Source organism: Microbacterium ureisolvens (genome assembly GCF_019511645.1).
GTDB classification, from domain to species: Bacteria; Actinomycetota; Actinomycetes; order Actinomycetales; family Microbacteriaceae; genus Microbacterium; species Microbacterium ureisolvens_A.
Window position 1 is genome coordinate 41,992 of sequence record NZ_JAEUAX010000002.1, and the last position, 22,010, is coordinate 64,001.

At 70.1% G+C, this 22,010-nt stretch carries 25 protein-coding genes; 13 read left to right on the forward strand and 12 right to left on the reverse strand.

The features are described from left to right. The first annotated feature begins 53 nt into the window (after nt 1-53). The 5 genes from JNB61_RS04405 to JNB61_RS04425 all read left to right on the forward strand — a co-directional run bounded on the left by JNB61_RS04405 (nt 54) and on the right by JNB61_RS04425 (nt 5,128). Nucleotides 54-1,010: an ABC transporter permease subunit gene (locus tag JNB61_RS04405; protein WP_223214629.1), complete on the forward strand. Its 957-nt coding sequence runs from the start codon at nt 54-56 to the stop codon at nt 1,008-1,010. A gap of 60 nt (nt 1,011-1,070) precedes the next feature. Next, nucleotides 1,071-2,588, forward strand: a complete 1,518-nt coding sequence (locus JNB61_RS04410) for a sugar ABC transporter ATP-binding protein (protein ID WP_220338852.1) — start codon at nt 1,071-1,073, stop codon at nt 2,586-2,588. After that, nucleotides 2,581-3,615, forward strand: coding sequence for a LacI family DNA-binding transcriptional regulator (locus tag JNB61_RS04415; RefSeq protein WP_220288645.1), 1,035 nt, complete (start codon nt 2,581-2,583; stop codon nt 3,613-3,615). Before JNB61_RS04410 ends, JNB61_RS04415 begins: the two co-directional genes overlap by 8 nt. Before the next feature lie 68 nt (nt 3,616-3,683). Next, nucleotides 3,684-4,535: an NAD-dependent epimerase/dehydratase family protein gene (locus JNB61_RS04420; protein ID WP_220338853.1), complete on the forward strand. Its 852-nt coding sequence runs from the start codon at nt 3,684-3,686 to the stop codon at nt 4,533-4,535. Continuing rightward, nucleotides 4,532-5,128, forward strand: a complete 597-nt coding sequence (locus tag JNB61_RS04425; protein ID WP_220338854.1) for a DnaJ family domain-containing protein — start codon at nt 4,532-4,534, stop codon at nt 5,126-5,128. Before JNB61_RS04420 ends, JNB61_RS04425 begins: the two co-directional genes overlap by 4 nt. A 96-nt stretch (nt 5,129-5,224) precedes the next feature. Here the strand turns inward: JNB61_RS04425 and JNB61_RS04430 are convergent, their stop codons facing one another. Beyond that, nucleotides 5,225-5,515 (reverse strand): DUF4287 domain-containing protein, encoded by a 291-nt coding sequence (locus JNB61_RS04430; RefSeq protein WP_220338855.1) that lies wholly within the window; start codon nt 5,513-5,515, stop codon nt 5,225-5,227. A gap of 10 nt (nt 5,516-5,525) precedes the next feature. Next, nucleotides 5,526-5,912 (reverse strand): cupin domain-containing protein, encoded by a 387-nt coding sequence (locus JNB61_RS04435; RefSeq protein ID WP_159841951.1) that lies wholly within the window; start codon nt 5,910-5,912, stop codon nt 5,526-5,528. Nucleotides 5,913-5,985: 73 nt separating this feature from the next. Here JNB61_RS04435 and JNB61_RS04440 point away from each other — a divergent pair, with 73 nt between their 5' ends. Together JNB61_RS04440 and JNB61_RS04445 are read left to right on the forward strand one after the other, a co-directional pair. After that, complete coding sequence (locus JNB61_RS04440; protein WP_308291203.1) at nt 5,986-6,975, forward strand: ArsR/SmtB family transcription factor; 990 nt, start codon at nt 5,986-5,988, stop codon at nt 6,973-6,975. A gap of 245 nt (nt 6,976-7,220) precedes the next feature. Then, entirely contained in the window at nt 7,221-8,483 is a 1,263-nt protein-coding gene (locus JNB61_RS04445; RefSeq protein WP_374226617.1) for an MFS transporter, read from the forward strand. Between the two features lie 32 nt (nt 8,484-8,515). Here the strand turns inward: JNB61_RS04445 and JNB61_RS04450 are convergent, their stop codons facing one another. Continuing rightward, nucleotides 8,516-9,550, reverse strand: a complete 1,035-nt coding sequence (locus JNB61_RS04450; protein WP_220338857.1) for a potassium channel family protein — start codon at nt 9,548-9,550, stop codon at nt 8,516-8,518. A gap of 175 nt (nt 9,551-9,725) precedes the next feature. Between JNB61_RS04450 and JNB61_RS04455 the strand changes: the two genes are divergently transcribed. Then, the gene (locus JNB61_RS04455) at nt 9,726-10,100 is read left to right on the forward strand and encodes a PadR family transcriptional regulator (protein ID WP_220288694.1); all 375 of its coding nucleotides are present in this window, start codon (nt 9,726-9,728) and stop codon (nt 10,098-10,100) included. A 1-nt stretch (nt 10,101) separates the two neighbouring features. Beyond that, a complete protein-coding gene (locus JNB61_RS04460; protein WP_220288640.1) occupies nt 10,102-11,481 on the forward strand; it encodes a permease prefix domain 1-containing protein in 1,380 nt (459 codons plus the stop codon). A 92-nt stretch (nt 11,482-11,573) separates the two neighbouring features. Here JNB61_RS04460 and JNB61_RS04465 read toward each other — a convergent pair whose 3' ends face one another. After that, a complete protein-coding gene (locus JNB61_RS04465; protein WP_220338858.1) occupies nt 11,574-11,912 on the reverse strand; it encodes a sugar ABC transporter ATPase in 339 nt (112 codons plus the stop codon). A gap of 38 nt (nt 11,913-11,950) precedes the next feature. Then, nucleotides 11,951-12,421 (reverse strand): SRPBCC family protein, encoded by a 471-nt coding sequence (locus JNB61_RS04470; RefSeq protein ID WP_220288638.1) that lies wholly within the window; start codon nt 12,419-12,421, stop codon nt 11,951-11,953. A 172-nt stretch (nt 12,422-12,593) separates the two neighbouring features. Between JNB61_RS04470 and JNB61_RS04475 the strand changes: the two genes are divergently transcribed. After that, nucleotides 12,594-13,679 carry a DNA polymerase IV gene (locus JNB61_RS04475; protein WP_445299349.1) on the forward strand — a complete coding sequence of 362 codons (1,086 nt, stop codon included), beginning with the start codon at nt 12,594-12,596 and terminating at the stop codon, nt 13,677-13,679. 19 nt (nt 13,680-13,698) lie between these two features. On the opposite strand, the gene JNB61_RS04480 is transcribed toward JNB61_RS04475, so the two are convergent. Together JNB61_RS04480 and JNB61_RS04485 are read right to left on the reverse strand one after the other, a co-directional pair. Beyond that, nucleotides 13,699-15,351 carry an FAD-dependent oxidoreductase gene (locus tag JNB61_RS04480; protein WP_220288637.1) on the reverse strand — a complete coding sequence of 551 codons (1,653 nt, stop codon included), beginning with the start codon at nt 15,349-15,351 and terminating at the stop codon, nt 13,699-13,701. A gap of 14 nt (nt 15,352-15,365) precedes the next feature. Next, on the reverse strand, nt 15,366-15,713 hold the full coding sequence (locus JNB61_RS04485; protein WP_220288636.1) for a UBP-type zinc finger domain-containing protein: 348 nt from the start codon (nt 15,711-15,713) through the stop codon (nt 15,366-15,368). An 82-nt stretch (nt 15,714-15,795) separates the two neighbouring features. Between JNB61_RS04485 and JNB61_RS04490 the strand changes: the two genes are divergently transcribed. Next, a complete protein-coding gene (locus JNB61_RS04490; RefSeq protein WP_220338859.1) occupies nt 15,796-16,557 on the forward strand; it encodes an MBL fold metallo-hydrolase in 762 nt (253 codons plus the stop codon). A 195-nt stretch (nt 16,558-16,752) separates the two neighbouring features. Then, entirely contained in the window at nt 16,753-17,076 is a 324-nt protein-coding gene (locus tag JNB61_RS04495; protein WP_220338860.1) for a hypothetical protein, read from the forward strand. Between the two features lie 63 nt (nt 17,077-17,139). Here the strand turns inward: JNB61_RS04495 and JNB61_RS04500 are convergent, their stop codons facing one another. Genes JNB61_RS04500 through JNB61_RS04510 form a run of 3 tightly spaced genes read right to left on the reverse strand, consistent with a single transcriptional unit; the run spans nt 17,140 to nt 19,851 of the window. Further along, complete coding sequence (locus JNB61_RS04500; RefSeq protein WP_220288633.1) at nt 17,140-17,991, reverse strand: DUF6999 family protein; 852 nt, start codon at nt 17,989-17,991, stop codon at nt 17,140-17,142. A gap of 22 nt (nt 17,992-18,013) precedes the next feature. Then, nucleotides 18,014-18,712, reverse strand: coding sequence for an iron-containing redox enzyme family protein (locus tag JNB61_RS04505; protein ID WP_220288632.1), 699 nt, complete (start codon nt 18,710-18,712; stop codon nt 18,014-18,016). Continuing rightward, a complete protein-coding gene (locus JNB61_RS04510) occupies nt 18,709-19,851 on the reverse strand; it encodes a 3-oxoacyl-[acyl-carrier-protein] synthase III C-terminal domain-containing protein (RefSeq protein WP_220338861.1) in 1,143 nt (380 codons plus the stop codon). The genes JNB61_RS04505 and JNB61_RS04510 overlap by 4 nt, the downstream gene beginning before the upstream one ends. Nucleotides 19,852-20,002: 151 nt before the next feature. Between JNB61_RS04510 and JNB61_RS04515 the strand changes: the two genes are divergently transcribed. After that, nucleotides 20,003-20,449, forward strand: a complete 447-nt coding sequence (locus tag JNB61_RS04515) for a pyridoxamine 5'-phosphate oxidase family protein (RefSeq protein ID WP_220288630.1) — start codon at nt 20,003-20,005, stop codon at nt 20,447-20,449. 133 nt (nt 20,450-20,582) lie between these two features. Here the strand turns inward: JNB61_RS04515 and JNB61_RS04520 are convergent, their stop codons facing one another. Both JNB61_RS04520 and JNB61_RS04525 read right to left on the reverse strand, forming a co-directional pair. Continuing rightward, complete coding sequence (locus tag JNB61_RS04520) at nt 20,583-21,476, reverse strand: DUF808 domain-containing protein (RefSeq protein WP_220338862.1); 894 nt, start codon at nt 21,474-21,476, stop codon at nt 20,583-20,585. A gap of 241 nt (nt 21,477-21,717) precedes the next feature. Further along, nucleotides 21,718-21,927 carry a hypothetical protein gene (locus JNB61_RS04525; RefSeq protein ID WP_220288628.1) on the reverse strand — a complete coding sequence of 70 codons (210 nt, stop codon included), beginning with the start codon at nt 21,925-21,927 and terminating at the stop codon, nt 21,718-21,720. Between the last annotated feature and the right edge of the window lie 83 nt (nt 21,928-22,010).

Below are 22,010 nucleotides of genomic sequence, written 5' to 3' on the forward strand. Positions count from 1 at the left end.
GCATGGAAGCGACGAGCCTTCGCACCGCACCCTCCTCGCGCTACGCGACATTCATGAGCAGGCACGCGTCGCTGATGCCGACGTTCGCCGCGGTCGCGATCCTGATCGTGCTCCTGATCGGCGCTCAGGCGCGATTCCCCCGGTTCCTGAGCCCGGGGAACCTCTCCGCGCTGCTCCTGGACAACGCCTACCTCGTCGTGCTCGCGGTGGGGCTGACGTTCGTCATCCTCACCGGAGGCATCGACCTGTCGGTCGGATCGGTCATGGCGTTCACCGGCATCCTGGGGGCGAGCCTGCTCTCGCAGGGCGTACCGGCGGCCGTGGCCATCCCCGTGATGCTGGTCGCCGGAGCCGCGATCGGCCTGCTGGTCGGCATCCTCGTCCAGTATTTCGACGTCCAGCCCTTCATCGCCTCTCTCGCGGGGCTCTTCCTCGCGCGGGGCCTGGCGTTCGTGGTGAGCCTGTCGTCGATCAGGGTCGAGGACCCGGTGGTGCTGTGGCTGCAGCGGACGCGCTGGGGCGCCGGCGGCTGGTACATCACGCCGACGGGGATCATCGCCCTGCTGGTCGTGGCGATCGCGTTCGTCGTGCTCGTGTGGTCGCGGTTCGGCCGCACGGTGTACGCCATCGGCGGCAACGAGCAGTCCGCCCGGCTGATGGGACTCAGCGTCGCGCGCACCAAGATCGCGGTGTACGTGATCAGCGGACTGTGCGGCGGGCTGGCCGGGCTGCTGCTCACCGCGTACTCGGGCGCCGGCTATCCTCGCAACGGGATCGGCACGGAACTCGATGCGATCGCGGCGGTGGTCATCGGCGGCACGCTGCTCACGGGCGGCACCGGGTACGTGCTGGGCTCGCTCATCGGCGTCCTGGTCTACGGCACCATCAAGAAGCTGATCTCGTTCATGGGCGCCGAACAGTCGTGGACCCAGATCATCATCGGAGCGCTGCTGCTCGTCTTCATCGTCGTCCAGCGGGTCATCGTCGCACGGTCGCAGCGTCGCAGATAGGACGGCGACACCACGTCTGCGCGCAGCGGCCGCACCTCATTCCGCCGGGATAATGGCCTGATGGACGAGGCGCGGCCGCTGCTGCAGCTCTCCGGGGCGACGGTGCGCTTCGGGGTCGATGCCGCCATCGACGGCGTGGACTTCCGGCTGTTCCCCGGCGAGGTGCACTCGCTCATGGGCGAGAACGGAGCGGGCAAGTCCACGCTCATCAAGGCGATCACGGGGGCGCTCCCCTTGGACGCAGGGGTCCTCACGCTCGCGGGTGAGGTGGTCCGCTTCACCTCGCCGCACGATGCCCAGGCGGCCGGGATCAGCACGGTGTACCAGGAGATCGACCTCCTTCCGAACGTCTCCGTCGCCGAAAACATCGCGCTGGGCCGGGAGCCGCGAGTGGCCGGCATGATCGACTGGCGCCGGATGCGGCGCGAGGCCCACGAGGTGCTCAGCGACCTCGGGCTCGACATCGACCCCGGGTCGCGACTGGGCACCCATTCGCTCGCGGTCCAGCAGCTGGTGGCGATCGCCCGCGCGATCTCGACCGACGTGCGCGTCCTCGTGCTCGACGAGCCGACGTCGAGTCTCGACCTGGACGAGGTCGCCGAGCTCTTCCGCGTCATCCGCGATCTGAAGCAGCGCGGCGTCGCGATCCTCTTCGTCTCGCATTTCCTCGACCAGGTCTACGAGATCTGCGACCGCGTGACGGTGCTGCGCGACGGCAGGTTCATCGGTGAATACCTCACCCGCGAGCTGCTGCGCATCGACCTCGTGCAGGCCATGCTCGGTCGCACGGCGACCGCCCTCGCCACGACGGCGCGGGCGGATGACCCCTCCGAGACGCCCCGTCCGGCGCTCACCGCGCGAGGCGTCACCGCGAGCCCCGGCATCCGTGACGCGGATCTCGATCTCAACGAGGGCGAGGTGCTCGGTGTCGCCGGGCTCCTCGGCTCGGGCCGCACCGAGCTCGCCCGCGCGCTCGCCGGCATCGATCGGGTCGACAGCGGCGTGATCCGCATCGAGGGGACCGGTACGACACCCTCCGGTCCTCGCTCGGCGATCTCCCTGGGCGTCGTGTACTCCTCCGAGAACCGCCGCACCGAGGGGATCATCAGCGAGCTCAGCGTGCTCGAGAACATCACTCTCGCGCTCCAGGCCGACAGGGGCATGCTGCGGCGCATCCCGCCCGCTCGACAGCGCGAGCTCGCGGCGAGCTGGGTGGAGGCACTCGACATCCGTCCTCCCGACCTCGATCGCCCCGCAGGCACACTCTCCGGCGGCAACCAGCAGAAGGTGCTGCTCGCGCGGCTGCTCGCCCTGTCGCCACGCGTGCTCGTCCTCGACGAGCCGACGCGTGGAATCGACGTCGGCGCGAAGGTCGAGATCCAGAACCTGGTGGGCGAGATGGCCGCGAACGGCCTCTCGGTGATGTTCATCTCGGCAGAACTGGAAGAGGTGCTCCGTGTGGGGCATCGCGTGGCGATTCTGCGGGACGGACGGATCGTCGACACGCTCCCCTCGGAGTCGCTGACCGTGGACTCGCTGCTGGCCCTCGTCGCCCGACCGGAAGAGCTCGATGAGTGACTCGCGTGTGACGGCCGACGACGGATCGACGCGGGCCGCGAACATCTTCGACGTCGCCCGTCTCGCAGGGGTGTCGCACCAGACGGTCTCGCGCGTCATCAACGATCTGCCGAACGTGCGCCCCGCAACCCGCGCCCGCGTCGAGCAGGCGATCGCGCAGCTGCGGTACAGCCCCTCCCCCGCGGCCCGGGCGCTGGTCACCCGGCGCACGCGCACCATCGGCCTGGTCACACCGGGCGTGCCCGACTACGGCCCGACGTCGATCGCCACGCACTTCAACATCGCGGCGCGCGCCGCACGCTACAGCGTGGACACGGTCAGCGCCGTCGACCCGGATCCTGCCGCGATCAAGGGCGTGGTCGAGGGGCTGCTGCGCCAGCGGGTGGATGCCGTCGTCCTCATCGTCGTCGACATCGGCGTGCTGGAGGTGGTGCGCGGGCTGGATCTCAGCGTCCCGCTCGTCGCCGCGACCTCGGCGGCGCGGAGAGGCCCGCACATCGTGTCGATCGACCAGTACCGCGGTGCCCGGTCGGCGGTGCGCCATCTGGCCGAGCTCGGCCACACGCGCATCCTCCACCTCGCCGGGCCGACGCGCGCGCCCGATGCGGTCGAGCGCATCCGGGGGTGGCGGGACGAGCTCGCCGAGCGCCGGCTCGAGATCCTGGAACCCCATCATGGCGACTGGTCGGCGGCGAGCGGTCACCAGGTGGGACTCGAGCTCGACATCGAGCCCGGCAGCGCCGTGTTCGCCGGGAACGACCACATGTCGATCGGCCTGCTGTCCGCGCTGCGCGAGCGGGGTCTGCGGGTTCCGGAGGACGTCAGTGTCGTGGGCTTCGACGACGTGCCCGAAGCAGGATTCCTCTACCCGCCGCTCACCACCGTGCGTCAGGACTTCGGCACCCTGGGCGAGCTCATCATGCAGAAGGTGCTGATCTCGGTCGAGGAACCCGACAGCGTCACCGAGGACACGCCGCTGCCGACGCACCTGATCGTCCGCGAGTCCACGAGCGCGCCGCGGATGTGATCCCCGGCCGGCATGCCGATCCGGCCCGGCCGGCCCGGCGGAGTCCGGCGCAGTGGCAGGCTGGAGTCATGCGCATCGCCCTCACCGGCTCCTCCGGAAAGCTCGGCACCGTCGTCGCCCGCGAACTGCGCGCAGCCGGCTACGACGTCATCGGCATCGACGTCGTCGGCACGCGTGGGCCCGACTTCGTGCAGGTCGACCTCACCGATTACGGCCAGGTCGTCGACGCCCTCACGGCGGTGAACGACCGCCACGACGGGTTCGACGCGGTCGTCCATCTCGGCGCGATCCCGGCCCCCGGCATCCGTTCCGACGTCGCCACCTTCCACAACAACATGAACGCGACGTTCAATGTGTTCTGGGCGGCGGTGGGGCTCGGCATCCGTCGCATCGTCTACGCGTCCAGCGAGACGGTGCTGGGACTGCCCTTCGACGCGCCGCCGCCGTACATCCCGGTCGACGAGGAGTACCCCCCGCGTCCCGAGTCGGTGTACTCGCTGGTCAAGACGCTCGAGGAGCGCATGGCCGTCGAGCTCGTGCGCTGGCACCCCGACCTCTCGATCACGGGCCTGCGGTTCTCGAACGTGATGGTTCCCGAGGACTACGAGGCCTTCCCCTCCTACGACGCCGACGCGCTGCAGCGCAAGTGGAACCTCTGGGGCTACATCGACGCGCGCGACGGCGCGCAGGCGGTGCAGCGCGCGCTCGAGGTCGCGCCGCCCGGCTTCGAGACCTACATCATCGCCGCCGCTGACACCGTGATGTCGCGCCCGAACGCGGAGCTCGTCGCCGAGGTCTTCCCGGGCGTCGAGACCCGCGCGTTCGGCGAGCACGACACGCTCCTCTCGATCGACAAGGCCCGCCGCCTCTTGGGCTACGACCCGCAGCATTCGTGGCGGGACCACATCTCGGGCTCATGACCGAGGATCCGCGCCTGGCCGCCGCCCGCTACCGCGCGGCGCACCGCGACGACGCCGAGGGCGAGGGCGAGGGCGAGGGCGAGGGCGAGACGGATGCTGCGCCCGAGGGCTCGCGGGCCGCGCAGGCGTATTCGGCGGCCGATCGCGCGGCGGTCGTCGAGACGGCGATCCAGCAGGCGATCCGTCGCGGCGAGTTCGACGACCTGCCGGGCGCGGGCAAGCCCATCCCCGGACTCGGCGAGACCCACGACCCGGACTGGTGGATCCGCCGCAAGATCGAGACGGAGCAGCTCACCGGCCTCGGCCCGCCGGCGCTCATGCTGCGGGTCGAGAACGTCGAGCTCGACGCGAAGCTCGACGAGCTCTCCCGCGAGGCCGACGTGCGGGAGGCCCTCGAGGATTTCAACCGCCGCGTGATCGAGGCCCGGCGGCAGCTGCTCGGCGGGCCCCCGGTCGTGACGCCCACCCGTGACATCGAGGCCGAGCTCGCCGCGTGGCGCGAGCGGCGCGACGCGCGTACCGCAGCGTCTCCGTCTCCGGTGCAGACGGATGCTGCCCCCAGGCCCCGCCCGTGGTGGCGGCGTCCGCGCTAGGCCGCTTGCGGGTTCGGGGCGCACGGCGTGCGTTCGGGGCGTGCTGCGCGCGCCCCGGACGCGAGCCCCGCGCCCCAAACCCCTGCGTGGGCGGAGTCAGGGGTTCGGGTTCGTCGCCTTGCCGTCGAGCCACAGCGTGTTCGACGGGTCGGCGTGGGTCGTATCGCTACCGACGTGCTTGTCGCTGATCTGAGGACCCTTCGTGATGACGTGCACCATCGCCATCGCGTGGCCGCGGCCGAGGCCGTAGTCGGCCGCGAGCCACTCGACGATCGGGGCCGCCTTGGTGGTCTCATCGAAGCCCTTCTCGTGCGCCTTCTCGATGAGCTGACGCGGCGTGAGGCCGGTCTTCGTCTCGATGTTGTCGAGATATGCCTGGAACGACATGCGGTTCTCCTCAGTTCCCGGTGGACGGGATGTCGAGCACTCCAGGAGCATCCTGCCACTCCTGGATGATGCGGTCCGAGGCGTGGATGCAGAGCACCCGCAGGCGTCCGGCGCCGCAGTTCTTGAAGCCGTGCCACGCTCCAGCGGGTGCGGTCGCCGTATCGCCCGCCACTGCGTGGAGCGTCTCGCCGTCGATCGTGATGCGCGCCTCGCCCTCGAGGAGCACCCACGTCTCGGGGTAGGGGTGGCGGTGGATGTCAGGGCCCTGCCCGGGCTCATTGTCGACGAAGAAGTACGACACGCCGGCGCCGTGCTCGGCGCCGATGAAGCGGCGCAGGGTGCCCGTGCCGACGCGGGTGTCGTCGGCGTGGACGATGTCCGGGATCGCGGTGGTCATGAGGTGCTCCGTCCTGTCGGTCTGTGATGCTCCCACCCTCGTCCCCGGCGCACGCGGACCCTATAGTTTCGACGTGGATCGAAAGTTCGTCGACTTCCAGCTCGCACCGGACGACCTCACCGCGATCCGGTTCGGGATCTCGCCCGGCCACGAGCTCTGCCACGCGGTCCGCGCGATGCTCCGGCCCGACGAATACCCACTGCAATGGGGATGGATGCGGGCGACCCGCGGTGCGATCCCGCGCGACGACTTCGAGGTGCTCGCGCTGCTGATCCGCGACGAGGGCTACTTCCCCGACTTCCTCACCACCACCCCGACGTGGGACCTCACGCCCGAGGGCGAGGCCGAGCGCTTGCGGCATATCGACGACGCGCGCTTCGAGGTCGACATGACCAAGGTGCTCGTACGCACCGACGGCGCGCGCCGCGCCGCCGTGCAGCGCATGCTCGAGCACCCCGACAGGGCCCGGGCGATGATCGCCGGGGCATGGCTGTCGGTGTGGAACGCCGGCGTCGCCCCGGTGTGGACGCAGCTCGAACGGCTGCTGCGCGCCGACATCGCGGTGCGCTCGCGCCGCATCGCCGAGAGCGGTATCGGCGCGATGATCCAGACGCTGCACGACCGCGTCGAGTGGTCGCACGGCGCGGTGCGCGTCACGATGCGCATCTGGAGCGAGGTGGTCGACTGCCGAGGCAGCGGCCTCGTGCTCGTGCCATCGGTGATGGGCGCGACGGGATGCTTCGTCCTCACTGAACCGCCCGCCCAGCCGACGCTCTTCTACCCGGCGCAGGGTGTGACGGCGGCGTGGGCACGCGATCCCGCCGATGTGATGTCCGCACTCGGCGCGCTGCTGGGCCCCGCGCGTGCCCGCATCCTGCTCGACGCCCACGAGCCGCGCACGACTTCACAGGTCGCGGTCGACACCGCCCTCGCGCTCTCGACGGCGTCGCACCACCTCACCGTGCTGCGCGACGCAGGCCTGGTCGCCAGCACGCGCGACGGCGCCCGCGTGCTGCACCGCCGCACGCCTCTCGGCGAGGCGATGGTCGGCGCCGTCCTCTGACCCGGCACCCCCCGTTTGGGGCGCGACCCGCGCGTTCGGGGCGTACGGTGTGCGCCCCGAACGCACGCGGCGCGCCCCGAACGCACGCGGCGGGCCCGGAACCTGGAGGAGCCAGGACATCAGCCGGACAGGTCCTGCCCAGGTGAGCACCGGTAGACTGGCCGTGCCCATTTCGATGTGCATCTACCTGTCTGCGGCTTCCGGCTGCGCACAAGGCGGCACCAGGAGCCGCCGACCCTCGGCGCATGGCCAGGAGCAAGATGCACACGACTCTCGTCGAGACCGACACCGCTGCGCGCGCCGACGTGCGGCGCCCGAGCCTCATCCGCGAGGCCGGCTACTCGTACTTCCCCATCGCCCTCATCGCGCGCCTGCCGTTCGCGATGATGGTGGTCGGCATCCTGACCCTCGTCGTCTCGGCGCGCGGATCGCTCGCGCTGGGCGGCGCGACCAGCGCCATGACGGGTCTCGGCACGGCCCTGGTCGGTCCGCTCCTCGGCGCCGCGGCCGACCGCTTCGGTCAGCGCCGCGTTCTGCTGATCACCGGCACGGCCAACAGCGCAATGCTCGCGACGCTGGCATGGCTGGCTTTCGCGCCGGTTCCGGATGCTGCGCTCCTCGCCGTCGCGTTCGTCATCGGCGCGACCATGCCTCAGGTCGCGCCGCTCTCGCGCAGCCGCCTCGTCGGCATCATCGGCCGCGCATACCCGAAACAACGCCGGACGCCGGTCGTGAACGCAGCGATGGCGTACGAATCCGCGGCGGACGAGATCGTGTTCGTCTTCGGCCCGGTGATCGTCGGCCTGCTCGCGACGACCCTCAGCCCTGCGGCCCCGGTGATCGGAGCCGCCGCGCTCGGGCTGGTCTTCGTGAGCGCGTTCGCCCTGCACCCCACCGCGCAGACCGTCACGGCGCCCGCCGGCGCCGCGCGACCGGAGCAGGCGCCCGCCCGGGAACTGGTCCGCCCACGCGTGCTCGCGCCGGTGGCCGGCGCACTCGGCATGGGCCTGTTCTTCGGCGCGATGCTCACCTCGCTCACCGCCTTCATGGCTGAGCGCGGCGTGCCGGAGCAGGCCGGGCTCGTCTACGGCGCGATGGGCATCGGCTCCGCGGCCCTGGCGCTCGGCGTCGCGCTGTTCCCGGCTCGCTTCACGCTGCGCGCCCGCTGGTTGACGTTCGCCTCCGTGCTCGTCGCGGGAACGGTCGCCCTCCCGTTCGTCGGCAGCGTCGGCGCGATAGCCATCTGCCTGCTCGTGATCGGCGTCGGCATCGGCCCCACCCTCGTCACGCAGTACAGCCTCGCGGCGGCGTTCAGCCCGCGGGGCCGCTCCGCCACCGTCATGACGATGCTCGGCTCGGCCGTCGTCGTGGGCCAGTCCGCAGCATCCGCCGTCACGGGAGTCGTGGCCGACACGGCCGGAGCCGGCATGGCCCTCATCGCCCCGTTGCTCGCCGCGTCCGTCGTGCTCGGCGCGGGCATCTGGAACGCGTTCGCCTCTCGCCATTGACCCCTCGGCCGGCCTGCTCGCTCGGGTGCGCCCTACCTGGTCGCATCGGCGAGAAGTCGGCGCATCTCGGCCAACGCCAACTCGGACTGTGCGAGCAGCGCCCGCAGGCGCTCGACCGTCTCCTCGGGCTCGACCTCCCGGGCTTCGGGTTCGAGCCCGGGTGACTCCAGGGCGCCGGCGACCGGCGTCCCTGGCCCGGAGCCTGCGGTGGCGCCTGCCTTGACGGCACCGGCGACCGCCCCCGCGGCCACGCCCTTCGCCGCGTGATCGGCGAGGGTCGGCTCGGCCTCGACGGCGGGTGCGGCGGCCGCGTCGTCGGCCGGGGGCGGGGTGGCAGCATCCGTCTCCGCGTCCTCTGCAGTCTTGCGAGGGCCGAGGAACAGGTTCGCGAGGTAACCGGTGAACGTGCCGAAGATGCCGACGCCCACGATGATGATGAGCGTGCCGATCATGCGGCCGACGTTGGTCACCGGGTACTGGTCGCCGTAACCGACGGTCGAGATCGTGACGAGCGTGTACCAGAGCGCGTCCGACGCGGTTGTGATGTTGGCACCGTCGGCGTTCTCCTCCACGTAGAGGATCGAGATGCTGCCGAACTGCAGCACGAGGATGCCCATCAGCAGCAGCGTCATCAGGGCACTGTTCGCGCGGTCGTGGACGAGGGTGGTCCACACGGTCCGCGGGCCGAGCTCGCGCAGCAGGCGGAACACCCTCAGCAGGCGGAACAGTCGCAGGATCTTGAACTGCGGGAACGGCAGGCTGGCCAGCAGGTCCGCCCAGCCGAAGCCGCGGAAGAAGTACCGCGACGCCTTCGGGGCCGTCGAGATCCGGTAGATGAAGTCGCCGAGGAAGATGGCGCTGAACAGGGCGTTCATGACCGACAGCACGAGCTCGAGCGCGCTGTCGCCGCGCACCGCGTACACGAGGACGAGGTTGAAGATCGACAGGATCGACAGCGCGCCGATGAAGATCTCGTACGCGGTGTTCTTCAGCTCGGCACGCGCCTCGGCGCGGGCCTTCGCACGTGCGCGGGAGCGCTCGCGGATCTCGGAGAGGGAACGGGCCATGGCGAGGCTCCTCGGGTCGGGCGGCGCCGGATGCGTCCGGCTGTGCCCATTGTGCTCATATCCCGCCCCGCTTGCGAGCCGACGCCGATGTCACGGGGCGGACATCGGAGGTACCTTGCAGTTCCAGGTAACTTGTACTTCTATGTACCTAGAGCTTCTAGGCATGGAGGACGACGTGAAGATCGGCAAAGACCTGGTCGCCGCTGCGGCGACGCCGATGGTGCTGGGCATCCTCGCGGAAGGCGAGTCGTACGGCTACGCGATCCTGCAGCGGGTGGGCGAGCTGTCGGGTGGAGAGCTCGAGTGGAGCGACGGCATGCTGTACCCGCTGCTGCACCGGCTCGAGCGACTCGGGCACGTGGAGTCCTCGTGGGGTGCGTCACCGAGCGGCCGACCGCGCAAGCACTACCGGCTGAGCGCCGCCGGTCGCGCGGCGTTCGCCGAGCAGCGGCAGCAGTGGGCCGTGGTGAGCCGCGCCCTCCAACGCGTGTGGTCGGATCGCGACGGCGGCACCGACTTCGCCGGACTCCCGGCGTTCGGAGGGGTCTGACATGGCCGAAGACCTCGACCCCCGCATCGAAGACCAGATCTCGACGTGGCGAGCGTACGTCTCGCGCCCCGAGGCGATCGACGGTCGCGACGTCGACGAGCTCGAAGACCACCTGCGCGGCCAGATCGACCGGCTCGAGGCATCCGGGCTCGACGGCGACGAGGCATTCCTCGTCGCGGTCAAGCGGCTCGGGGGCCTCGACGACCTCTCACGCGAGTTCGCGCGGGAGCATTCCGAGCGGCTCTGGAAGCAGCTGATGTTCCAGGACGAGCCGCGCGCACAGCGTTCGGGCGGCGGGCTGCTGCCGGCGATCGGCCTCGCGGTGGGCGCGGCCCTGGCGGTGAAGATCCCCGCACTGTTCGGGATCGCGTTCGCCGAGAACGGCGACTTCTACGGTCGCTGGTACGCGCTGCTCGTGCTGCCCTTCCTCGCGGCGTACCTCTTGACGCGGCGCAAGGCGACCCTGTCGACGATCGCCGTGGTGGCGGTGCCGTTCGTGGCGGCGGCCGTCGTGATGGCGGTCTACCCCTTCGCCCCGGGCGGCGCGACACTGATGCTGGCGGCGACCCACCTCGTCGTGGTTCTGTGGCTGGTCACCGGCATCGCCTATGTCGACGGGCGGGTGAGGTCGAGCCGCGCCCGCATGGACTTCATCCGCTTCACCGGGGAGTGGGTCGTCTACCTGGCGCTCATCGCCCTGGGCGGCGGCGTGCTCATCGCTCTGACGATGGGCGTCTTCGCCGCGATCGACCTCGACGCCACGTGGTTCGTCGAGGAGATCATGGTCCCGTGCGGCCTCGCCGGCGCCATCATCATCGCGGCATGGCTGGTAGAGGCGAAGCAGAGCGTCATCGAGAACATCGCCCCCGTGCTCACGAAGCTGTTCACGCCGCTGTTCACCCTGCTGCTGCTCGCCTTCATCGTCGCGGGCCTCATCCAGGGGAACCTGATCGACGACAGCACGACGGAGGTGTTCGGTCAGCGCGACCTGCTCATCCTCTTCGACATCGTGCTCGTCGTGGTGGTCGGACTGCTGCTCTACGCCCTCTCGGCGCGCGATCCGCTCGCGCCGCCCTCCTGGTTCGACCGGATGCAGCTGGTCATGGTGGCCGCCGCCCTCGTGGTCGACGTCATGGTGCTCGTCGCGATGATCGGACGCATAGCCGAGTGGGGCGCGAGCCCCAACAAGCTGGCTTCGCTCGGTCTGAACGTGATCCTGCTCGCGAACCTCGCGGGCGCCGCCTGGCTGCAGCTGCGCTTCGCGATGCATCGCGCTCCGTACGAACGCCTCGAGCGCTGGCAGACCGGCTTCGTGCCCGTCTACCTCGCGTGGGCGGCGATCGTCGTGGTCGTCTTTCCGCCGGTCTTCGGCTTCGTCTAGACACGGATGCCTCGGCTCGGCCGGACGGCCGGGCCGAGGCATCCTCCCCCCACCCCTTCGCGCGTCTTCCCCCGCAGCGCGAAGTGCGGAACTCAGTAGTCCTCGGGAGCGAGGTCTCCCTGGCCGGTGTCTCCCTGATCCGCGAGCTCCGGCGCAAGCCCCTGCGTCTCGGGCTGAGCACCCTCCGGCGGCAGGTCGGAACGCGGCACATCTTCGTCGTCGGACGGCAGATGCGCCGGGTCGTCGCCGGTGGCGGTCGCCGCGTCGTCCAGGGGGACGCCCGCATCGCGCGCGGTCGTGCGGTCCCATTCGGCCTGCGCGGGATCCAGCGCCGGGTCGGGCTCGATCGACGTGTCGCGGTCGCGGATCGGCTGGATCCCGACCTGGCCGTCGGGCGCCGGCGGGATGTCGGCCGGCAGGTTGTCGGACATCGGGCTTCCTCTCGTCGATCTCTCGAGCAGTCCGGCGCTCAGGGCGTCGTCGTGCCGCCGTGGATCTCGCCGCGCCAGCCGCCGGTCTCGCGGCCGCGCTCCTCGATGAAGTCCTTGAACCGCTCGAGATCCTTCTTCACCGCGTGCTCGTCGATGCCCAGCGCGGCGCCGGTCTTCTCGGTGAAGGACTCCGGCGTCCAGGTCATCTCGAGCGCGACCTGCGTACGGTCGCCGACGGGCCGGAAGCTGACCCGCCCGCTGTGGACGGCCTCGCCCTGGCTGGCCCACGAGATGTGGTCGTCGGGCACCTGGTCCGTGATCCTGGCGTCGAACTCGCGCTCGACCCCGCCGACCTTCACGACCCAGTGCTGACGCTCATCGCCGAGCTGGTCGATGCGCTCGACCGCGGACATGAACCGCGGGAACTCCTCGAACTGGGTCCACTGGTCGTACACCGCGCGGATCGGGGCGTCCACGTCGATCTCTGCTGTCACCGTGCTGGTTGCCATGACGGCTCCTTTCATCGGGACAATCACGCTACGAACCGACTGCCGCCCGGCGCACGGGGGTTGACGCGCGGCGGAGCGGCAGGTACGCGCGACGGCGGCCGTCGGCTGCAATGCACGGTGTCGGCGGCGACCCCTAGTCTCGTGTCATGCGCCGGTCACGAGGGGCGAGATCGTGAGCGACCTCGCCGCGCCCCGGCGCTGGGTGCTCCACGTCGACCTCGACCAGTTCATCGCCGCCGTCGAGATCCTCCGCAACCCCGACCTCGCGGGCAAGCCCGTCATCGTCGGAGGCCGGGGCGATCCCACCGAGCGCGCGGTCGTCTCGACGGCGTCGTATGAGGCGCGCGAATTCGGGGTCGGGTCGGGCATGCCGCTGCGCATCGCCGCGCGGAAGATCCCGGACGCCGTCATCCTGCCGGTCGACGCTCCGCTGTACCTCGCGGCCTCCGAGGAGGTCATGGCGACGCTGCGGGCCCAGCCGGGAGCCGTCGTGCAGGTGCTCGGGTGGGACGAGGCGTTCGTCGGCGTCGAGACCGACGACCCCGAAGGCTACGCCCGCAGGCTGCAGCAGGACGTGCTCGACCGCACTCGGCTGCACTGCAGCGTCGGCATCGGAGACAACCTCGTACGCGCCAAGAACGCGACCGACTTCGGCAAACCCCGCGGCACCTTCCGCCTCACCGCCGACAACTGGCTCGCGGTCATGGGCCACCGTCCGACGATCGCGCTGTGGGGCGTGGGATCGAAGATCTCGAAGCGCCTCGCGCTGCTCGGGATCGACACGGTGGCGCAGCTCGCCGTCGCCGACCCGGAGGCTCTGACCCGCGAGTTCGGACCGAAGATGGGCCTCTGGTATCGGCAGCTCGGTCGCGGTGACGGCTCGAACGTCGTGGATGACACGCCGTGGGTTCCTCGAGGGCACAGCAAGGAGACGACCTTCCAGGTCGATATCGTCGAGCCGGCCGAGATCGAGGACGCCGCCCGGCGGCTCCTCGGCGAGGTGCTCGACGAGGTGGCCGCCGACGACCGGCCGGTCGTCGGGCTCGGGCTGAAGGTGCGCTACGCGCCGTTTCTCACCAAGACGTTCACGAAGAAGATCCCGTCGACGTCCGACCCCGAAGTCGTCCTCGCCCGGACCATGGAGCTCGTCGCGAAGATCGAGCCCGGCCGGCCGATCCGCCTGCTGGGCGTGCGCGCCGAGATGGCGGTGCCCGACGACGCCCGCGAGGGCCATACTCCGACCCGCAGCGGCTGGTGACGGCGCGGCGGCCTCGACGTCAGCGGATGTCGGCGAGGGCGCGGTGCACCGACGCCACGGCGCTGGACCCCTCCCCCACCGCGGCGGCGACGCGCTTCATCGAGCCGCGCCGCACGTCTCCCGCGGCGAAGATGCGAGGCACCGACGTCTCGAACGGGAGCGGCTCGCGGCCCATGCCCTGCCAGCGCTCCAGAGACTGCACCGACACGTCCGTGCCGGTGCGCAGGAACCCGTCGGCGTCGCGGTCGAGCTCCGCGAGCCACGACGTCGCGGGCTCCGCGCCGATGAAGCAGAAGAGCCCTCTCGCCGCGACGTCGCCGATCGAGTCGATGCGCACGCTCTCCAGCGCCGAGCCGCCGCCGAGCGCCGTGACGCGGGACTGGGTGTGCACGTCGATCCGCGGGTCTTCGAGCAGCCGGTCCACGAGGTACGACGACATGCGGCTGCCGAGGTCGGAGCCGCGCACGACCAGGTGCACGGGGCATCCGTTCGCGGCGAGGTACAGCGACGCCTGCCCCGCTGAGTTGGCGCCGCCCACGACGACCACCGGTGATTCGAACACCTGCCGGAGTTCCAGCGGGGTGGCGGCGTAGTAGATGCCCGCGCCCTCGAACTCGTTCCAGCGGTCGAGGTCGAGCGTGCGGTAGGCGGCTCCGGAGGTGACGATCGCCGTGCGCGCGCGGATCACGCGTCCGTCGGTGAGGGTGACGTCGAGGTCGTTCCCCGCAGGCCGGAGGTCGGCCGCCTCGCAGGGCGCGTACACGCGGACCCCGAACTTGAGCGCCTGCAGCGAGGCCTGGCCGATGAGGTCGCCGCCGCTGACCCCGAACGGGAAGCCCAGGAAGTTCTCGATGCGCGACGTCGCCGCCGCCTGACCGCCGGGGGCGACAGCATCCAGCAGCACTGTGCTCAGGCCTTCTGACGCGCCGTAGATGGCCGCCGCGAGCCCGGCGGGTCCGCCGCCGACGACGACCAGGTCGACCACCTCGTCGGCGCGGCCCTGGTAGCTCAGCCCGAGCCGCTCGGCCACCATGCCCGGCGTGGCGTTCTTCACGGCTTCGCCCTGGATGAAGGCGACCGGCAGGTCGTCGAGCCCGATGCCGTGCTCGCCGAGGGTCCACAGGTCGCCCGGGGCGAGCTCGATCGCCGTGTGCACGAGGTCGACCCGCTCGGCGAAGCGCCGCAGCGCCAGGAAGTCGCGCGAGGAGCGCGGTCCGACGAGCTTGAGCGTAAGCGCCGCCGGTCCGGTGCGGAGGATCTCGCGGCGCGCCCACAGCGCGTGCAGGATGATGTCGCACAGTTCGTCGTCTTCGGCCATCAGCGTGCGCAAGCGCGCACGGCTGACCCGCAGCATCCGTCCGGCTTTCGTCGCCCGTGCCGACAGGAACGCACCCTGCCCGTTGAGCAGACCGAGTTCGCCGACGAAGCTGCGCGGGCCCATCGTGCCGACGTGGGTCTCACCCACCCAGCCGAAGGCGACGCGGACGATCTCGACCTCGCCGGTGTCGACGAGGATCAGGTCGTAGTCGAGATCGCCGGCCTGGAACAGGTACTCCCCCGGCACGACGTCCTGGGGTTCACCGAACGACAGCAGGCGCTCCCACTGCGCGTCGGTGAGCGCGGGCTTCATCATGCGCTCGAACTCGCGCTGCGTCGTCTTCGCCTTGCCCATCGCGGCTCCCTTTCTCAGCGGTGGATCAGTTCGCGCCAGTCGGCCGGAACCCGGCCTTCCGGCCCCGGCGACGGCTGCGCCGTCGGGCGTGACTCTGGCGGTGAGAGCCGGGGGCCCTCGACATAGTCCTCGGCCACGTAGTCCCAGAACCACTCCTCGCCCGGCTCGAAGCTGCGGACATAGCGATGGCCGGTGGCACGGAAGTGCGCGGTGGCGTGCTGCGCGGGCGAGGTGTCGCAGCAGCGGATGTCGCCGCACACCGCGCAGCGCCGCAGATGCACCCACCACCCGCCCACCGCGTCGCAGTCGGCGCAGCCCTCGCCCGAGGGCGGCACGGTGGGGTCGATCTCGCTCAGGCTCATGCGCCTGCCTCTCGTCGCACGCGTTCCGTCGATGAGATGCTAATGCGATGGAGGCGAAGCGGGGCCGGTTCCCACGGCCGCGATGATCGAGGTCGCCGACGGAGTGCTCGTCGCGACGAGCCGCGTGATGTCGACGACGTCGACCGTGCTATTCCGCGACGGCGAGACGCTGCTCGTCGATCCGGCCTGGATGCCCGACGAGCTCGACGCCCTCGCGGACGAGCTCGACGCACGCGGCCTCCGCGTCGTCGGCGGCTTCGCCACGCACGCACACCACGATCATCTGCTGTGGCACCCGCGATTCGGGGACGCCCCGCGCTGGGCGTCACCCGCGACATCAGCGCTGGCCCACGACGAGCGGGAAGCCCTCGTCGCCGCGCTCGGCGCCGGTTTTCCGCAGGCGCTGGTCGAGCTCATGGGGCGTGTGGAAGGGACGGATGCTGCGCTCCCGCCCGCGTCGGTTCCTCGGGGTTTCGCCCCCGAGCTGGTGGTGCACGACGGTCACGCGCCGGGCCACACCGCCGTGTGGCTGCCGGAACAACGGGTGCTGATCGCCGGGGACATGCTGAGCGATCAGGAGCTGCCCCTCCCCTTCGATCCAGACGACCTGCCGTCGTATCTCGCGGCGCTCGACCTGCTCGCGCCGTACGCCGCCCACGCCGCCGTCGTGATCCCCGGCCACGGATCGCCCGGCTCCGACGCGGACCGGCGCCTGGACGCCGATCGCCGCTACCTCGACGACGTCCTCGCCGGGCGCGTGCCGACCGACGCCCGCCTGGCGAACCCGGGGATGCCGGAGGAGTTCGCGCGCCTCACAGCCATGGTCGCCGCGCGGGGCTCGTGAGCCGCCGGGCGTTCCTCGACACTGCGGGCTCAGCATCCGTCGCCTTAAGGGGTTTCGGCAATGCGCTCCATATCGACAGGTGGGTGCCTCGGTCATAGGATCGCGCCAGGAAATGGCGCAGCAAGGGGGATTCGTGCGCCCGAGTCGATTCTCCTGCGCCCGGAACCTGGGGAGGGTCCGATGAAGAATCCGATCATGAAGAGTGCCGCCGCGGCGGCGCTCGTCCTCTGTGCCACGCTCGGCGGTGCGGCCGCAGCGCAGGCGAACGGTTGGGTGTACGAGATGCCCGCCACCTCGCAGGGCAATCACGAGGCGACATGGGGGGACAACTGCGAGAAGATCGAGTTCGACTATGACGGGGTCACGTCGTACACGCTTCCCGACACCTACACGGTCGTCGTCGTGAAGGCGGGGAACACCAACACCGTGTACGAGTTCTTCGGCGGTGGCGACGTGTCGGCGCTCAACGGCAAGGACATCAGCCACATCATCTACTGCCCGGGGCCTGGCGGCTCCTGACACCGCACACGACGATCCCCTCGCGTCCGTTCGACGCGGGGGGATCGTCGTCTTCGTCGGGGGTCAGTCGAGTCCGACTGCCGTGTCGCGAGGATAGGCACCGCCCGCGAGCTTCACGAGGTGCGCGTGGGCGTACTCGCAGACCAGCGCGTGACGGTAGACCATGCGCGGGACGTCGACGTTCGAGTCCATCCAGAGGCTCATGCCGGCGAGCTTCCAGTGGCGAAACGTGTCGTCTCCGCTGACGAGCGCGAGGATCTCCAGGAACGAGTCATCGAACCGGATCGAGTGCACGGCCCGGCGGTACTCCTCGACGGTGAGCGCCATCGAGAACGGGATGTTCATGAAGCACAGCGCCGTCTGGATGTCGAGCCGCAGGTAGCGCCGCCTTCCCCGTTCGGCGTCGAGCGGAGGGATGTCGAGGTGCCGGAAGTCGAGCGTCTCCGGCTGCGTGAGTGCGACGCCGTCCAGCGCGATGAGCACGTCGTACACGTTGACGTCGTGCTCGACGACGGCGGAGTCGCCGAGTCCGGCGAGGGTCTCGGGCCGGAGCGTCACCGGGGCCATGTCTACCGCGGTGTTGCGGATGATGAAGTTCACGAGGTTGGTCTCGACCACGAAGTGCCGGATCAGCAGCTCGACCGCACCGGGCGAGACGAACCGGCGCAGGAACCAGACGCACAGCGCGTCCATCGTGCCCAGCGGCATCCACCGGAACGGCAGGACGCGCTTCACGATCGAGATGATGGCGACGAGCACGCGCGAGACGATCCGCGCGATCGGGTAGAGCCATCGCCGTGACAGGCGCCGCTGGTCGTTGATGATCTGACGCACGAGCGCGCGGTCGAGCGGGACGGAGGGATCGGCGTAGACCGCCTCCCACATGCTCGGGTCGGAGCGCACGAACTCCGGCATGCTCGGTCGCGGCGCCGCCACGTCAGCGGTCCAGTTCCTCGAGCTGCAACGCGTACAGGCGCGCCACCACCTGCGCGCAGCGCACGATGTCGTCGGCGTCGCGGTCATCGATGATGCCCGAGGTGAGGATCGCCTCCATGTCGCCGGTGTGCGCGGCGTCGGCATCCTGGTGGTAGCGCATGAAGTGCACCTGGTTGTCGGCGAGGCCCAGCACCTCCTGGAACCGCGCCGCCCACCCCGCCGCGCGTTTGGCACCCAGCCCTTCGATGATGAACATCGCACCCAGGAGGCCGACGGGGTTGGGCTGGGCCGCGTAATGGAACATGTAGCCCGACAGCGCCTCCGAGCCGATGTTCTTGCGCCCGCGCCGCAGCTCGTCGAGCGAGCCCCCGATCGCGACGTAGTCCCGCTCGAGCATCAGGTAGTCGCGGTGCTCCTCTTCCGCATGACGGATCGCCGCCGTGCGCAGCTCGAAATGATCGATGTCGAAGCTCGACGCGGCCCGCGAGATCCACGGCGACCCGTCCACGACCTGCTGACGCAGGTTGAACAGCAGACGCCGGTAGTCCTCGAGCGTCACCGTGCCGTCGGCGAGACGCTGCAGTATGGGCACCCGGTCCAGCCGATCCTCGAGCTCGACCCAGACCTCGGCGAGGCGGTCGAACAGGCTCGCCGCCTCATCGGGGGCGGTGTCGGCGGAGGCGGACGTCGTGCTGCTCATGTCGGTGCTCCTTGCTGGTCACGGGGTGCGACCACGGTGAGATGGGCGAAGGCGAACGAGAACCGCCCGGATTCGGGTACCGCGAGCAGCACGGTCTCGCCGGGCGCGAAGCGGCCCGTGTGCCATGCCTCCTCCAGGGCGATGAAGATGCTCGCCGAGCCTGTGTTGCCACGAGTCTCGAGGTTCGAGAACCAGCGGTCGGTGTCGAGCGTCGGGATGCGGCGGCGCAGGGCCTCGAACGCGACGTCGCGGAACATGTTGGTGCTGTAGTGGCAGACGACGTGGTCGAGATGGCGCACGTCGACCAGTCCGATGTCGACGAGTTCCTCGAACTGGCGGATCCCGGCATCGGCGAGGTCGTCGAGCATGCTGACGTCCTGCCGGAGGAGGAACATGCCGGCAGCGTCCGCGTCGGCGATGCCGGCGTCCTGCCATGTTCCGCCGACCACCGGCTCGGCTCCCCCCATGCCGGCGCGCATGCAGACGTCGTGCTCGTGCGCGAGCGACACGTGACGCACCCAGTCGACCCGTAGCGACGGCTTGTCAGGGTGCGGCTGGAACTCGACCACCACGGCCCCCGCCCCGTCCGAAAGCATCCAGCGGAGGAAATGGGCGTCCATTCCGGCGCGGATGCCGTCATACCGGCGCTGGCGGAGACTCCGGCTCGCCAGTTCCGAGCCGACCACTGCCGCGCGCGGGTGGTCGCCGAGCCGGATCTTGCTGACGACGGCGTCGAGGGCCGCGAGGCTGGACGCGCACACGCCGGACGCCGAGAGCAGCTGCATCGGCCCACCACCGAGTCGCCCGTGCACCATCGACGCGAACCCGGGCACGAGCACGTCGCCCATCGTGGTCGCGCACGCGAGCATGCGGATGTCGTGGGCGTCGATGCCGCGATCGTCGAACGCCGCACGGAGGGCCTTGACCGCGAGCTCTTCGTTGAGCTCGGTCGGCTCGCCGTGCTCGTCGAGCGCGTAGTGCCGCTGCCGGATGCCGTTCGAGTCGAGGATGCGGCGGCGGATGCGCTCCGTGACCGCGTCGACACCCCCGAGGCGCGCCGCGATGCCGTCGTTGTCGACCACCTCCCCCGGCAGGTACCGGCCGAACCCGGTCAGATAGGCATTCGCCGTCGCGCCCATGGTGACGAGACTAGGGGGAAGACGCGGATGCTGCGGCCCGCAGCATCCGTCATCTTCGAAGTGCAAGCGACCCGGTGCCCTTTTGGTCGCGGCGGAACTATGGTGTGCGCAGGGGCGGTGTGCGGCGGACGAGATCGACGGAGATGGCGTCATGGAAGACACGAACGATGCGGTCGTAAGCCTCAGCGAGGAGCAGTGCTGGAACCTCCTCGCGCGCGGCGAGCTGGGTCACCTCGCCCTGGACGCGGACGGCGACCCCGACATCTTCCCCGTGAACTATGTGATCGACGGACCGCGCGTGTACTTCCGCACCGCGCCGGGCTCCAAGCTGGCGGAGCTCACCCAGCATCCTCGGGTCGCGTTCGAAGTGGACGAGTACGACGACACCTTCGCGTCGAGCGTGATCGTCAAGGGCGTGGCGGAGCGCCTCGAGGTGCAGCGCGAGATCGACGAAGCGGACGCGCTTCCGCTCACCCCGTGGATCCCCACCCTCAAGTACCGCTGGGTCCGCATCGTACCCACCCAGGTCACGGGCCGGTGGTTCGCGCGGGAGCCGGAGCCTGCCCGGTACCGGGCGTCGGAGAAGGAGGGCGCGTAGGCGGCGGCCGCGTCGAGTTCAGAACGCGGCAGGCTCGGTGGCAGGCGGGAGATGCGCACGCACAACGGTTCCTGAACACTCGAGTCTCGCCGCCGACCCGGTCCGGATCCGACGCCGGGTTTGGCGGGGTCCGTCAGTGGGAGGGCTCGACCGGCGCTCCCCGCTTCACGACTCTCATCAGCGCCATCACGATTCCTGCGATGATCAGGCCCAATACGAGGCCGAACACGGCGGACACCGCCGTGTCGACGAGCCACACCACCACCGGCCCCAGCGACTCGACCGCGTGGGTGACGGCGTGAAGCAGATCGTAAGGGCCATGCCAGATCGTCTCGGCCAGGTTTGCGATCACCAGATGGCCACCGACCCAGAGCATTGCCACCGTGCCGACGACGCTGATGATGCGGAAGACCGTCGGCATCGACCGCACGATCCGCTCCCCGGCGACACGGACGCGGCGCACCGAGCTCTCGGCCATGCCCATGCCGATGTCGTCGATCTTGACCAGAAGCGCAACGGCACCGTACACGAGCAGCGTCATGCCGAGAGCGATCACCGACAGAGCCCCCAGAGTCAGCCAGATCCCGAAGTCCTTGTTCAGACTGGCCAGGGAGATCAGCATGATCTCCGCGCTCAGGATGAGGTCGGTGCGAACCGCCCCGAAAACAAGGCGCCGCTCATCCCTCGGCTCGTCCTGACCGGGGCCGTGGTGGACTCCGAACCACTCCATCACCTTCTCGGCGCCCTCGAAGCACAAATAGGAACCGCCGAGAATGAGCAGCCACGGCAGCAGCCAGGGAGCGAATGCGGTCAGCAGCAACGCCAGCGGGATGATGATGACGAACTTGTTCAGCAGGCTGCCGATCGCGATCTTCGCGATCACCGGCAGTTCGCGTGCCGGGGTCAGTCCCTGCACATACTGCGGGGTCACGGCCGCGTCATCGACGACCACGCCGGCCGTCTTGGCGCTGGCTTTCAGGGCGGCGGACAGTATGTCGTCAACGACCGCGAGTAACCCAACCGACATCTGTTCGTCCCTCTGCTCTCGCACCTCAGCGCACGGACCGTCGCTGATCCGCAATCCACGCTAGTCGGCTCTTGCGCCGATGCGCCCACCGTGAGCGGCTGGTTGGGCGTCGCTCATCAGCTTGCTCCTCGCATGCTGATGGGCGCCCGAGCCGGTGCCCCCTACGTAGACCGCCACGGCGGCATCGGGACCGACGCAACGATCAGCGCGATCTGTCGTCGGACCGCAACCATCTTCGCGATCATTCGGTGGGGAGTGCGGCGATGCAGACGGGGACGCCCGGGGTGATGAGGAGTCGGTAGGGGGAACGTGTGCCGTGGCCGTCGAGGGCTTCGATCCAACCGGAGGTACCCAGCGCGAGGATGTCGTCGATCTGATGTTGGACGTCTTCGAGGGTGCGTCCGGAGATGCGGTACGACTCGCCGCCGTACACGACTTCCACGGTGCCCATGATTCACGCCTCCGTTCTCACCGGCAGGGTAACTCCGTGCTCGTTTCGGGGGGAGGGGTAGTGCACGAAGAGGATGGGGTGTT

Bases quoted from the DNA above. Each gene is read 5' to 3' on its own strand.
- JNB61_RS04430 (WP_220338855.1), bottom strand. From the start codon at position 5,515: ATGTCGTTCCAGGCATATCTCGACAACATCGAGACGAAGACCGGCCTC.
- JNB61_RS04485 (WP_220288636.1), bottom strand. From the start codon at position 15,713: ATGAGCCTGAGCGAGATCGACCCCACCGTGCCGCCCTCGGGCGAGGGC.
- JNB61_RS04435 (WP_159841951.1), bottom strand. From the start codon at position 5,912: ATGACCACCGCGATCCCGGACATCGTCCACGCCGACGACACCCGCGTC.
- JNB61_RS04445 (WP_374226617.1), top strand. From the start codon at position 7,221: ATGGCCAGGAGCAAGATGCACACGACTCTCGTCGAGACCGACACCGCT.
- JNB61_RS04495 (WP_220338860.1), top strand. From the start codon at position 16,753: ATGAAGAGTGCCGCCGCGGCGGCGCTCGTCCTCTGTGCCACGCTCGGC.
- JNB61_RS04465 (WP_220338858.1), bottom strand. From the start codon at position 11,912: ATGTCCGACAACCTGCCGGCCGACATCCCGCCGGCGCCCGACGGCCAG.
- JNB61_RS04425 (WP_220338854.1), top strand. From the start codon at position 4,532: ATGACCGAGGATCCGCGCCTGGCCGCCGCCCGCTACCGCGCGGCGCAC.
- JNB61_RS04510 (WP_220338861.1), bottom strand. From the start codon at position 19,851: ATGGGCGCGACGGCGAATGCCTATCTGACCGGGTTCGGCCGGTACCTG.
- JNB61_RS04420 (WP_220338853.1), top strand. From the start codon at position 3,684: ATGCGCATCGCCCTCACCGGCTCCTCCGGAAAGCTCGGCACCGTCGTC.
- JNB61_RS04415 (WP_220288645.1), top strand. From the start codon at position 2,581: ATGAGTGACTCGCGTGTGACGGCCGACGACGGATCGACGCGGGCCGCG.
- JNB61_RS04405 (WP_223214629.1), top strand. From the start codon at position 54: ATGAGCAGGCACGCGTCGCTGATGCCGACGTTCGCCGCGGTCGCGATC.
- JNB61_RS04525 (WP_220288628.1), bottom strand. From the start codon at position 21,927: ATGGGCACCGTGGAAGTCGTGTACGGCGGCGAGTCGTACCGCATCTCC.
- JNB61_RS04460 (WP_220288640.1), top strand. From the start codon at position 10,102: ATGGCCGAAGACCTCGACCCCCGCATCGAAGACCAGATCTCGACGTGG.
- JNB61_RS04500 (WP_220288633.1), bottom strand. From the start codon at position 17,991: ATGCCGGAGTTCGTGCGCTCCGACCCGAGCATGTGGGAGGCGGTCTAC.
- JNB61_RS04520 (WP_220338862.1), bottom strand. From the start codon at position 21,476: ATGTCGGTTGGGTTACTCGCGGTCGTTGACGACATACTGTCCGCCGCC.
- JNB61_RS04505 (WP_220288632.1), bottom strand. From the start codon at position 18,712: ATGAGCAGCACGACGTCCGCCTCCGCCGACACCGCCCCCGATGAGGCG.
- JNB61_RS04490 (WP_220338859.1), top strand. From the start codon at position 15,796: ATGATCGAGGTCGCCGACGGAGTGCTCGTCGCGACGAGCCGCGTGATG.
- JNB61_RS04480 (WP_220288637.1), bottom strand. From the start codon at position 15,351: ATGGGCAAGGCGAAGACGACGCAGCGCGAGTTCGAGCGCATGATGAAG.
- JNB61_RS04470 (WP_220288638.1), bottom strand. From the start codon at position 12,421: ATGGCAACCAGCACGGTGACAGCAGAGATCGACGTGGACGCCCCGATC.
- JNB61_RS04515 (WP_220288630.1), top strand. From the start codon at position 20,003: ATGGAAGACACGAACGATGCGGTCGTAAGCCTCAGCGAGGAGCAGTGC.
- JNB61_RS04410 (WP_220338852.1), top strand. From the start codon at position 1,071: ATGGACGAGGCGCGGCCGCTGCTGCAGCTCTCCGGGGCGACGGTGCGC.
- JNB61_RS04450 (WP_220338857.1), bottom strand. From the start codon at position 9,550: ATGGCCCGTTCCCTCTCCGAGATCCGCGAGCGCTCCCGCGCACGTGCG.